Below are 12,851 nucleotides of genomic sequence, written 5' to 3' on the forward strand. Positions count from 1 at the left end.
CAGCAGAATATATGAAATGATTGATATAATCATTAGCGTCGTCGCTAAAATAGAATAAAAACTACTATCAATCCCAAAAAGTATGATTAGCTTTGTCAAACTCGCTTAGTCTACAATGCGTAGTACTTTCACTCGTTTTCCTGGCTACTCTAATTTTTGTGAATGATATAGAATAAAACTGGTAAAATTTGGATATAAAAAGCAGTTATTACGCTGAGTAGCGCTTTTTTAGCATTGTTGCTTTATTGTAATGAAAATATGTGCACTATACTAGCATTATCGCTGAACTGTACAAAGCTAAATAGTACGAAGGTAAGTAGACATAACTAACGTTAAACCAAGTGCTTAGCCAAACGCATACATAGTGCATTACGTTAAGTTAAAAAAAGCCAATATCCTATCATGATAGGATATTGGCTTTTTCGTGTTAAGAGTCTTGAAAGAATAAAGCTAAGCGTTATCTAATTTAAATCATTTATTAAGCGCAGTCAGAGTTTGTTCGAATTCTGCCCGACCAACCTCGCCCACTTGCTTTTGAACCAATTGACCGTCTTGATAATATAATAGCGTTGGTGGACCAAATAACTTATAGCGTGCCAAGATTGCTTTGGAATCCTCAGTGGTCTCTGTAATATCCAATCTCACCAATTGCCAGCCTTGCATTTGTGCAGGGCGATTGGTAAATAAATTCTTATCCATAATACGGCATTCAATACACCAGTCAGCAGTCACATCGACCAAGACTCTAGGGTTTGCAGCGATAATAACATCCAATTCTGCCAACGTAGTGATTTTTTCATCTGACGTATTCGCTGCATTATTTAGACTGCCCGCTTGACCCTCTGCTGATTGTACTAGCATCGGAGTAGCGCTTAACGATTCTAATGGATGTAAGCTATCATCATTACCGAGAGCCGCACCAATTATTAAAGTAGTCGCCCAAATACCCGCAACCAAACCTATTGCTTGCGATAACATGCGCCCTTTACCCAACCAGCTCCAAGCCCATGTCGCTACAACCATAAACCATAGCGCCCATACCAGAAGCATCACCGGTGATATAAAGACGCGTTCAATTAATAGTAATGCTACTGCAAATAATAGTAAGGCAAAACCTTGCTTGACCCAGTTCATCCACTCGCCAGCCTTCGGCATAATACTACCTTGGGTAGCACCAATTAAAATAAGCGGCGCGGATAAACCAAAGCCGAGCATAAATAATGCGGCAAAGCCAAGTAGCGGACTACCAATGGTTGAGACCGCAAGTAATGCCCCAAATAATGGTGCAGATACGCAAGGCGATACCACTAGCGCGGATAAGAACCCAGCTGCCAAACTACCACCGGCACTACCCAATTTGCTATCACCAGCTTGGCTTAAGCCCTGCATTTTATTAGTGATAAAGCGCGGCAAGCGAATCGTAAACACTTCCAGCATATATAATGCTAATAAAACAAATACCACCGCAAAACTGATTAAAATAATTGGATTCTGTAGCCACCCGATAATGCCTAATGACTCACCAAATACCGCGATGACGGCACCGAGTATCCCATATGCAATCGATACCCCTATGGCATAGCTGGTCGTTAAAATAACACCTTTTTTGACCGTTGGATTCTGTTGACGGGCAACAATATTAGCGACAATAGGCAGCATTGGTAGCACACACGGCGTAAATGCTAAGCCAATCCCTGCCAAGAATAATAAACCCAATGCCAGCCAAGGATGCTTGGCTAAGCCAAACGGATCACTTTCTTCTAGATTATTGGCTGCGACACTGTCGTTATCATTGTCACTGTTATCAATATTACTACTAGTATTGTCGCTAGCCATCAACTCTGAGTCTGCGCCAGAAATCGTATTAGCAGCACTAAGCTCCCCTTCTAAAGAGCCTTCTTCTAGCAAGGCATAATCAATAACTTCGTCATCTGTCAACGCTTGTTCTGCTTCAAGACTGCCTATATCCGCCGCTGCATTTGCATTATCTATAATATTATCGTTAGTTGCAGCATCCTGAGCGACAGAATTTTTGTCAGCACTAGTAGTACTACCAGCGCTACTTGCTGTAGCCTGTTGCGGTGCCGCAGCGATATTGACAGTAGTTTTAATCTTTTCAGGTGGATAGCACAGCCCCGCTTTGGCACACCCTTGCCAACCTATCACAACAGCTGCATTGTCTACGCTTTTGCCAGTAGTGCTGGTCAAGGTCGTGGTTGCGACCATATTGGCCTGATCAAATACCGGTACTTTGCCAAAGGTTGGATCATCGATTAAGACGGACGATTGATTAAAAGTAAAGGGTGCAGCAGTCACGCCAGCAGGTAAAGTGAGTTTCAGCTGATTTTTATAAACATAATGCTCTGGCGTAATAGTAAAATTAATCGATAAGCGCGTCCCAGATTTGGCAGCTTTACTACTGCTAGTAACTTGAAATGCTTTATCCACTGGCAAAAATTTTGGCTGCTCGGCACTATTATTACTAAATAGATCGACCAATCCTGCCGCTTGCGTCGTCATGGTCGTCGCTGTCAGTCCTGCAAATAGCGAGCTACTCGCAATAGCAAAAGCTAATAGATAAGACTTTTTAGAACGCCTATCTACAGTTATTAATGGCATTTTAAGTGACGAGAGGGTTTTTGCTGTCTTGATGGACATGAAAGGCTACCTATTTATTACTACTTTATTACTAGTATTCGAAATCAACCTGATTACTATCTATTTGCGTGTGACCCCAATATTAAGCGTGGTCTTAATCTTCTCTGGTGGATAGCACAGACCTGCTTTGGCACAACCTTGCCAGCCGATAACAACCGGTACATTCTTCGCCGCCTTACCATTATTCGTCGTCAGCGTAGTGGTTGCTATGATACTTTTTTGCGTAAATACAGGGACCTTGCCAAAGGTTGGATCATCAATGGAAACTGGCGATTGACTAAAAGTAAACGGGGCGGCGCTCACACCTTTAGGGAAACTTAAAGTGAGTTTATCCTTATAAACATAATGACCGGGCGTAATATCAAAAGCGATCGATAGACGTGTACCCTTAGACGTCGCTTTAGTACTGCTACTCACTTGAAAAGCCTTGTCGACTGGTAAGAACTTTGATTGCTCAGCGCTATTATTGCTAAAGAGCTCGCCTAGACCTGCAGCTTGAGCAGTCATAGACGTCATTGATAACCCCGTCATCAACGAGGTACTTGCAATGGCAAATACAAGCGCATAAGACTTCTTAGCAGTACGTTTGTCTATGGTGGCTGAGTTTGATATTAGCATTTTGATGGACATATAATTACCTCTGATGGCTACTTTCAATGACGGACATTATTAATAACTGGGGCTTTTAATAACTAATACTTTCAATAACAGATATTTTTAATAAATAAAACTTTTGATAAGGGATATTTAAAACTCAAATGTGCTTATAGCAGTATTGGAATTCAACATACAAAATTATCTTATAAAATGATATGCGCGTGTATTGATATATTCATAAAAAATATCAACCAATAACGCCTTATTGGTTGATATATAGATATCACTAACGATGCTTTAACCAGTGGCTGATTTATTTGTCAAACTAAATCTTATATAGTCGATTCTGTTTAAAAACCATACAGTACTACTGCTATGAATTTTTCGTAGCCTCTGTCACGCTTGCGAACAGCAAGCAAGAAAAATTTATAGCAGTAGCACGCTCAGATAGATGACTCTTTTTTATTTAGACCTAACTATAGCTTAGCATAAATATCAGCATCCTGACCTTCACCGCCTTGCTGATTATCACCACCGAGCGAAAATAAATCGTAAGGTCGACCTTCGCTACCAGGTGCAACATATTGCATCTCATTTTCCCAACCATCCGTTGGATAGCCACCTTTAATATAACCGCCTTCGGGATAATTTTTTGCTTCAGCAGGCGGCGTAGTAAGCGCCTCAAGACCTTGTGCTGTCGTCGGATAACGCGAATTATCTACCTTATACATATCCAGCGCATTTGATACCGTTGCCAGCGCCGTTTCTGTGGTTTTTACCCGAGCTTTATCACTCTGTCCAACCACTTTTGGCACTACGAGACCGGCAAGAATGGCCAAAATTACAATCACAACCATAATCTCAATTAGCGTAAAGCCTGATTGGCTATGTTTGACAGGTTTTACAGACAGTGCCATTCGGTCACTGTTAGCGCTTAAATATATTTGAGTATTATTTGCAGCAATCAGTGCTGTCGTATTTATTTGGTTTTTATCCATCATAGTCGTCGCTTGTATTATCACAGTTATATAAGTATTGAATTAATAATGAAGTCATTGCAACTATAGACTATGACTTTATTTTTATCTACCACTGCAATAATATTATCACCAATTATTATAAGCACTTATTATTCATACTTACCGTATCAATGCTTATGGCATCAATACTTAGATTAGTAATGTATAGCGACAACTTTTAAGTACAGCTCACTATAACGTAACGGCACATTTGACGAAAGTAAAAGCATTAACCAGTCAACAATATACAACAGTAAGCAAAACTTAAGAAACCTAATCAAAGGTTAAGTTAAATCGATAGAATATTTATAGGGTAATTATAGAATACAAACAAGATAACGTATCAAAGCAGAAAAGAATCAGACACAATAAATAATAGGCGAAAACCTGAAAATTTAAAGGAATCGAGGAAGAAATTAAGAAGTGAAGTACTCGCACAAAAATCGAATAAGATAATTTATAAAATCTAGCCGGCCAAATCATTCATATTAACAATCGGCAGCATGACCGCCATCACGATAATCATCACCACCACGCCCATTAAAACTAACATTAGCGGCTCGAGTAACGATAATAGCGTACTGATAAAGTTGGTTGCTTCCGCTTCCTGCATATTGGCGGCACGGCTGAGCATATTTTCAAGCTCACCTGAGTTTTCACCACTTTTAATCATTTGAACCATCATCGGCGGAAAGTATGGCGATTTTTCTAACTGACTTGATAAGCTTGAGCCTTCTGTGACGCGATCGGCAGCGGTAATAATAGTTTTTTGAATATGTAAATTGGTGGTGACGGCAGCGCCAATATGTAGCGCCTCAATTAGCGGCACACCGGAGCGTACCAAGATAGCAAGCGTGCTGGCAAAACGCGCCGCATTAAGCCCTTTTGATAGCCGTGCCAATATTGGCAATCTTAGTACAATACTGTCTATTGCTAATTTACCTGCCTGCGTTTGGGCAAAGCGATAGCTTAATAATACTGTCCCTGCCAATACCAATAGCATCAGCCACCACCACTGCGTAATGACGTTCGACAGGGCAAGAACGACTTGCGTAATTAACGGTAGTGCTTGCTCGGACTGCTCAAATACTTTGACAATTTTGGGCACTACAAAGCTCATCAGCCCCATAATTACCCCAACTGCCATGACCATCAGCACAATCGGATAGACCATGGCGCCTTGTATCTTCTTTTGTAAGGCAAAGCGATTTTCGGTGTAATCAGCAAGCTGATTTAGAATTAAATCCAAATGACCAGATTTCTCACCCGCAGCAATGGTAGCGATATAAAGTGGCGGGAAGCTCGCCGCTTGCTGTAAAGCACGCGCCAAGCTTAAACCCTCTAGCACATGCGAGCGCACAGCAAGCATCAAGGATTTAATATGAGTTTTTGGCGATTGTTTAGCGACGGCAGCCAAGGTTTCCTCTAACGGAATACCAGCAGCCAAAAGCACAGAAAGCTGACGGGTTAATAATGCTAGCTCGTAAGCAGAAGGTTTTTTATAGCGGCTTTTATGTTGACTTTGCCTATCATTGACCGCGCTGACTTCAACTGGCGTCCATTGTTTATCACGCAGCTGCTGACGTACTTGCCGCGCAGAATCACCCTCGAGTAAGCCTTTTTGCATACCGCCGCGATCGTCGAGCGCTTTATAATGATAAGCGGGCATAGCAGCAGATATCCTAAGGCGGTCAATGGTAATGGGTTATAAAGGCGTACTTAAACCATGAATGATTGAAATAAAAATAGTTTAAAAAAGTGGTGTAGAGTCGTTACTATCCGGCATCAAGCCTTGCAATAATAAAACATCTAAATGCTGTTGTTGCAATTTTTTATCAAAGTCATTCACCTCAGCAATCAGCATCCTCTCGATACGCTTATCACTGGCAAAAACACTCAATCGAGCGCAGATAACAGCCAATTGGTAAATACGTTTTTTACAATAGCTATCTAAACCTTGTAGTAGCCGAACCATATGCGGGGTTTCAAGGCTGGCATAATCATAATCGCTGACCACTTGCTGACCAAGCGCTGTGACACCGTAACTGATAGACAAATGAGCGCAGAAATAACAGCTGAATAAGTAGCCAACGACATGACCAATATAGTAACCGCGATCATAAGTAAAACTACTTACGCCAAAGTGTCCAAGCACATAGCTATTGAGACTGCTTTGATCTTGGATAGGTTTGTCATGTTTTAGCTTACCAACGGTGGCAAAACATAGTGGATTGTGTCCATCTTGAACTGTAAGCTGCCAACCCGCTGGCTGCTGGGCGGGCATATGGCGCACGATATCCTCGATAATATCATCGACCACATGCAACTGCTGCCACAAGCGCTCAAGTAAATCCGTATCCATCAAACCGCGTTTATCAAGCTGCTGTGCGAGTAGATATTGCTGATATTCGGCAAACTGTGTTTTGAGCGTTTGTACTAAATAGGTAGGACGGGTAGCAGCAGAAGCCATATATAATTGGCGCGTACGCTCGTGTTGAGCTTGATAAAGTGCTACGCGCTGGGCGGCGATATTAGTGTCGCTAGCAGCAAGATTTAGAGTTTGGTTTGTGGGTAATTGACTGGCAGTGCTTACGTTAGATTGCTCTACGGATAGTTTTTTAATGTCTGCTGTTTCAGACAAGATATCGTTAGCATTTGGCAAAGTGAATAATGCCAACAATGCCACTTTATCAAGCGCTGCAGCAATGTTATCTTTTCGCTTATTTTTTGACTTGTGCTGGCTATTTTCAACCTTGTCTTCATTATCGTTTTTATTGATATTATCTTTATTTGAGGCAAACGCAGAAACGCCTGATCGGCTATTTGATTTTACGGTTGGCTTTGCGGTCGGTTCAGTCATAAAACACCATCAGCTGCAAAAATAAAAATCACTTAAGTCATACTATATTACTGACATACAATAAAATATAGCAGGCTAAAAGATTGTCACACTTAGGCGACTCAGCATTCTATAGTACCTGAACCTACATGCATTGTCAGCCGTACATTGTCGAAATACTACTGATGAATATATACAGCTAGCACTTGATTCATGCAACATGAAATTCATTGAACCGTTATGCCCTAAATTAAGAACAATAGATTAAAAATAATAGGTTAAAAATATTTGGTATAAAAATCGCTACTATAAGGCAGCAACTAAGCGAGTATCTGTTGTTGATGTTGCTGACGATACGCTTTTGGGGAAACACCGTAAACACGCTTAAATGCTTGGCTAAAAGTCGAGTCTGACGCATAACCAACCAATTCGCTAATACGACTGATACTATTTTGCTGCAAACGTAAATAACGCGCAGCCAGACGTAAACGGTAATCCATTAAATACGTCAATGGTGGTATGCCAACCACCTCTTTGAAGCGTTGAGCAAAGCTTGAGCGCGACATGCCTGCTACCTCAGCGAGCTTATGAATGGTCCAGCTTTGGCTGGGTGCTTCATGCATCGCTACTAGCGCTTTGGTCAAAAAAGGATCTTTCATGGCTTTTAACCAATTGTCCGTGGCTTCAGGCAAGCTCTCAATATAAACTCGCAAGCATTCAATCATCATAATACTTGCCCAATGATTGATGATAGCCGTTTTGCCCATACGCTCGTGCTCAGCTTCTAACGTCAGCAGCCGAATCTCTACGTCGATCACTTCAAATCGACCATCAGATTCATTATTAATTTCAGGCAACATTGATGGCAGCACCGACAATAAAGGACGAATCATCTCTTTATCGTACTTGCATTCAATGAGTATTAAAGATGAACTTTGATCGCCATCACCATGGATATCAAGTGCATTTCCTTTACAGTTAATCAGTCGCTCATCTAACGGTTCGGCATCGTTACTGTGATGATTCAGCGCATAGCTGGTATGACTATGCGCACTAGGAATCATAATAATATCACCAGCATGTGCTTTTCTTACCCCGTTACCCACATCAATACAAAAGCTACCGGACATCACCAAATAAAATAAAATCGTATCTTGTCTAGTGAGGGAATAAGACCAATTACCGGCACCATTTAAACGATAGTATTTCGTTTCGAATAAATGCACGTTTTGTAATAACACGCTCAATGCGTCCATCAATTACTTCCTCGATAACAGATGCTCAATAATAGTTGTTCAATAAAAATAAACTTTAAAAAAAAGCTCTCTGGCTTTCTGAACGCAAAGTCCGGTAGAGGCTACAAACAATTTATCCTAGTATCCTATATTCTTTTTAAAAGGTATTAACTATAAATAAATGATCTAATCAACAGTATAGCAGACACACCCTTTGAGCAGGCTTGCGTCATAAAAGACCTATAACTATAGTCGATCCACTATTAAATACATACAGCGCTACTGGGATAAATTTTGCGCAGCCTCTGTCTGCGCAGGCGCAGCAAGCAAGCAAGCAAGCAAGCAAGCAAGCAAAATTTACACCAGTAGCGCCTGATAATAGCTTTACTTTTTTTATTTAGAACTGACTATATAGCGACCATAAGAAAAAGTAATAGCAGCATGATTCATCATTAAATATCTAAATAATTTATAATTATGAATTATGAATTATTTAGAATAATAATATGAAACAATCAGGCACAAAAAAATGCCAAAAGTGGCAGGTGCTGTTATTTTAAATAGAGTTTTAATTGAGAGGGTATAATTAGATTTTACTGAAGATAAAGCAGAATAAAATATGGGGCGACTGATGGGACTCGAACCCACGACAACCGAGATCACAACCCGGGGCTCTACCAACTGAGCTACAACCGCCATAACTATTGCCAAAGGAAAGGCAAAATTTGCAGGCTAAATGGTGCGCCTGGCAGGATTCGAACCTGCGGCCACCTCCTTAGAAGGGAGATGCTCTATCCACTGAGCTACAGGCGCTCTTAGAGGACTTTTATATAATGTGGTCCGTTTATAGTATCAGAAACTAAACCATTATACATAAAAAAAAGCCTGTAAGGCTCTTAAAAAATAGATGGTCGGAGTGATAGGATTCGAACCTACGACCCTCTGGTCCCAAACCAGATGCGCTACCAAACTGCGCCACACTCCGAAATTTCTATTATCACGATAGTTTGGTTACTTAACTCGTTATCGGTAATACCGCTAACTCATTAATGTTCCTTGCTATCGAGGTGCACATATTAAGGGGTAAAGCCGATTGTGTCAACACCTATTTTTAATTAATTTAAAGAAATGGCTAAATTATTTAAAAAACGCTTATCTCTTATGAAATCAGCTTTGACAAAAGCTCTTACCACCATAATCCATGCTGCTTAATCATCGATAGCGCTGATTATATTACATCCGATGCTGGAAGCAAGTCACTGTCTATCGTACCAGTGAGGACATTAAACGGTATGAGCCATAACTGCGCATAGTTGGTATTCTGATTGGTGCTTTTAATATCATGAATATCAACATTATTAATACTTTCATCATTATAAGCTTGCTGCTTCAACACTACTGGCTGTCTCTCATTACCTTGTACGGGATAAACCAGCCAGCACTGCCGTGCTCGGTAAGCCTGCGCATAACTGGTCAATTGATAAGCATCGCTGGCACTGATAGCACTTGCATTGGCTAAAGGCTTCCATTTAATATCGATGACATGACTATAACTACCTGAAACTCTAAGTTTTGGCGCTTCTTCTGTGTCCTCCTTACCTTGGAGAGTATCAGTGTAAATATCAGCGTGACTAACTGAATGCTTCATGGCCGTCTCATATATAAGTAAGTCAGGACGAATAGACAGACACGCCTGCCCTTCTGCATCGTTAAGCCACACACTTTGCGCTTGAAACGACGGCTTATAAGCTGAACTTACTTGCTGAAACATCGCCGCTATGCGCTGACTGGCCCATTGTTCAAAAGCTTGATTCATATCAATTAATAGACATAAGCGCTGTTGGGCTAGATTTGGGTTGATTGGATTTTTTGGGTCAATACTGTTACCAGTGGCAGCATTTGACTGCTGCAATAGCCAGTAAGCAAAGTCTAATAACTGCAGGGCAGCTTGACATTGCTGAGCTCGAAGCGGTTGAATAGCAAGCTCGCGCTTTGCTTGACTATATACTGTTTCTATACGCTGCCTCTCATGATGAGTCAATGCAGGTACTTGCTGCCACAGTTGCAAATATTGGGGAGCGCTTAATTTAGGTAATAAAGGCGCTAGCAGCTGCAATGCGCTTTTAATCAAACGGTTACCCAGCATATCTTTACTCAGCACACTGTTCTCACAGACAAATTTATGCGGCTGCATACTATTGTGGCGCAGTTGTTCTTTGATGAGCAGTCGACCTTGGAGTGCAGCTTGATTGTGAATCTTCGCCTGATAGTGCTTGGTCGGTTGATAATGAATCAAGCGCTGCAAAAATTGCGCAATCAACCAGTCCGACAATGGCAATGCTGTCATCGGTAGCGGTGTTAATTGACTACTAAACTGACCAAGGTTTTTTGTATTAGGCAGTTTACTAGCTGTGCGTTCACTGCTGTTGGTTAAGTCGGACAGCATATTTTGCACCCATTGGCGGGTTTGTCCTATATCGCTGTTTTGTGTTGACTGATTAAGCTTTGGTAATATCTCAAGTGTCATACCACTAGGCAGTAGAATAACTCCAATATAATGCCCCACCTTTAACTGCCACTGTCCCTGCTTGCGTTTAATACTAAATACCGGAAACTCTTGCGCCATTAGCCAGTGAAAGTCAGATACGCTCAAAAAATCATGAGTCGTTAGCCGTTGGTGCTCGAACACAGTCATGATATCGGCTTCAACCGCTTTAATACTGGCACTATTAACTTTATTGGCTGTAGCATTGCTATCAGATTGGACAACTCTACTTATCACTGCTTAACAACCTTATTAATATAAACGTTGGTAGACAAACGGCTTAGCAAACTCACCAGTCTTATTGATTAAATCAGTATTTATTCTATAACTACCGGCACTCATAGGCTGACTAAGAAATGTGTTATGCCCTGAGAAAATTTGGTTTTGGGCCGTGATAGTGTTCTGACTATCCATCTGATGGTCTGCATTATTATTTATTAGCGTTTGGCTATCATGAATAAACTGCGCGCGCATCGGCTGCTGCTCATCTTTAAAAATAGACTGCAAGACGGCCACTTGCCCGCCAGCCGCTTGGGCTAATTGCGGAATAATTTGTTCAATCAGTACTGTTTGCAATTGCTCAAAATCATGCACTGACAATAAAAATGCGTGACCCAATTGCGCCTCGCCTCCTAGTATTTGGCTAATGCGATTATTTAAACTCGTCAGCAATTTGGCTAAATCTATAGACTCAGCTCCATTGGGCGCTTCTGAGCCTTTATCAAGGCTAATAATCGGTAAAAGCTCAGGCTGCGGTGGGCAGTCAATAAAGCGAAAACGTCGACGCAGTGCCATATCCAGTGGAGCTAAAGAATGGTCTTGAATATTCATAGTGGCATAAATATCGACATTGGCAGGAACGCTAAATGCCCGCCCAGAGTACGCCAAGTTAATCGTCATAGCATTTGCCATACCAGCACGCTTGTCTGGCTCAATCAAGCTGAGCAACTCGCCAAAAACGCGTGAGACGTTAGCGCGATTTATCTCGTCAATCAGCATGGCATAACGCCGTGTGGGATCGCTTGCCGCACGCTGGCATAGCTTTAAAAATGCACCATCTTGAATACCATAACTCATTTGAGTCTGACTGTTATTTTCCTGGCTATTACTCACAAGCTTACTATTTGATGAGTTGGAGACTGCCATCACAGGGCGAATACCTTCGACAAACTCTTCATAACCATAAGCTTGATGGAAGCTGACCATACTAAAGCGCTGTTGGTGAAATTGTTGATTTTGGCTGGCATTATTATCGCGCTGCGCCTGCTGAAACTCTGCTAATTGCTGCGATAACTCAGTTAATAATTCAGTGCTTTCTGGTAGTAAATACCATGCACCGCTATTATCTTTATCAAAATACGCTTGGCTGGCTCGATTTTTATACGTAACCGTTTGTGAGCTGGTGGGACTATGCATTTGCAGCACCGACCATGCCGTATTACTTAAGTTTTTCTCTCGCGCATTTTGTGTCGCTTTAGCGGTAAAAAATTCATGACTGACGATTTCAGGTACTTTTACTAAGTCTTGCTTTTGCGATTGAAAGTCTAAGAATACTAAACAGACAACGTCACGCCAGCTCAACTCGTGCAATAACTGCTTGAGCAAATCTTCGTCCTTGGCTCTAGGTAAATAATCGGTATATTGTTTAGCGATTTGTAGCAATCGGTAGGTTTTACCCGTACCAGCAACGCCCGTATAAATAATATTGGTCGGCTTACAGTTAGACATATCAGGCATAGCGTTATCCAGCATTAAAAATCACGTAAAAAATATCAAAAAGTGTTAAAGCTTCACCATTATAGCTTGTCTATCTAATCTTTCTAAATAGCATCTATAGTCAGTGAAAAGTAATATCGATACATCACACACTGCTGATATCAATTTTCCTTGCTTGCTGTGCCTGCGCAGACAGAGGCGACAAAAAATTGATATCAGCAATACCGTAGCGATTTTAGGAT

The 12,851-nt window shown here is 41.2% G+C and carries 8 protein-coding genes and 3 tRNA genes; all 11 read right to left on the reverse strand.

What is annotated here, in order from left to right; translation table 11 throughout:
• Nucleotides 1–471 precede the first annotated feature (471 nt).
• Nucleotides 472–2,658, reverse strand: a complete 2,187-nt coding sequence (locus tag WAZ74_RS10295) for a protein-disulfide reductase DsbD domain-containing protein (protein ID WP_422308210.1) — start codon at nucleotides 2,656–2,658, stop codon at nucleotides 472–474.
• A 60-nt stretch (nucleotides 2,659–2,718) separates the two neighbouring features.
• A complete protein-coding gene (locus WAZ74_RS10300) occupies nucleotides 2,719–3,288 on the reverse strand; it encodes a protein-disulfide reductase DsbD domain-containing protein (protein ID WP_422308211.1) in 570 nt (189 codons plus the stop codon).
• A gap of 443 nt (nucleotides 3,289–3,731) precedes the next feature.
• Nucleotides 3,732–4,172, reverse strand: coding sequence for a type II secretion system major pseudopilin GspG (gspG, locus tag WAZ74_RS10305; RefSeq protein WP_422308221.1), 441 nt, complete (start codon nucleotides 4,170–4,172; stop codon nucleotides 3,732–3,734).
• Nucleotides 4,173–4,740: 568 nt separating this feature from the next.
• A complete protein-coding gene (gspF, locus tag WAZ74_RS10310; protein ID WP_422308212.1) occupies nucleotides 4,741–5,943 on the reverse strand; it encodes a type II secretion system inner membrane protein GspF in 1,203 nt (400 codons plus the stop codon).
• A gap of 81 nt (nucleotides 5,944–6,024) precedes the next feature.
• Nucleotides 6,025–7,134, reverse strand: coding sequence for a hypothetical protein (locus WAZ74_RS10315; RefSeq protein ID WP_422308213.1), 1,110 nt, complete (start codon nucleotides 7,132–7,134; stop codon nucleotides 6,025–6,027).
• Between the two features lie 299 nt (nucleotides 7,135–7,433).
• Nucleotides 7,434–8,369 carry an AraC family transcriptional regulator gene (locus WAZ74_RS10320; protein ID WP_422308214.1) on the reverse strand — a complete coding sequence of 312 codons (936 nt, stop codon included), beginning with the start codon at nucleotides 8,367–8,369 and terminating at the stop codon, nucleotides 7,434–7,436.
• Between the two features lie 599 nt (nucleotides 8,370–8,968).
• A tRNA-His gene (locus WAZ74_RS10325) sits at nucleotides 8,969–9,044 on the reverse strand.
• Between the two features lie 41 nt (nucleotides 9,045–9,085).
• Nucleotides 9,086–9,161, reverse strand: a tRNA-Arg gene (locus tag WAZ74_RS10330).
• A gap of 95 nt (nucleotides 9,162–9,256) precedes the next feature.
• Nucleotides 9,257–9,333: transfer RNA gene (locus WAZ74_RS10335), tRNA-Pro, on the reverse strand.
• A 243-nt stretch (nucleotides 9,334–9,576) separates the two neighbouring features.
• A complete protein-coding gene (locus tag WAZ74_RS10340) occupies nucleotides 9,577–11,130 on the reverse strand; it encodes an McrC family protein (RefSeq protein WP_422308215.1) in 1,554 nt (517 codons plus the stop codon).
• A gap of 15 nt (nucleotides 11,131–11,145) precedes the next feature.
• Nucleotides 11,146–12,630, reverse strand: a complete 1,485-nt coding sequence (locus tag WAZ74_RS10345; RefSeq protein WP_422308216.1) for an McrB family protein — start codon at nucleotides 12,628–12,630, stop codon at nucleotides 11,146–11,148.
• Nucleotides 12,631–12,851: the final 221 nt, after the last annotated feature.

This window comes from Psychrobacter sp., assembly GCF_049295055.1.
Lineage (GTDB): Bacteria > Pseudomonadota > Gammaproteobacteria > Pseudomonadales > Moraxellaceae > Psychrobacter.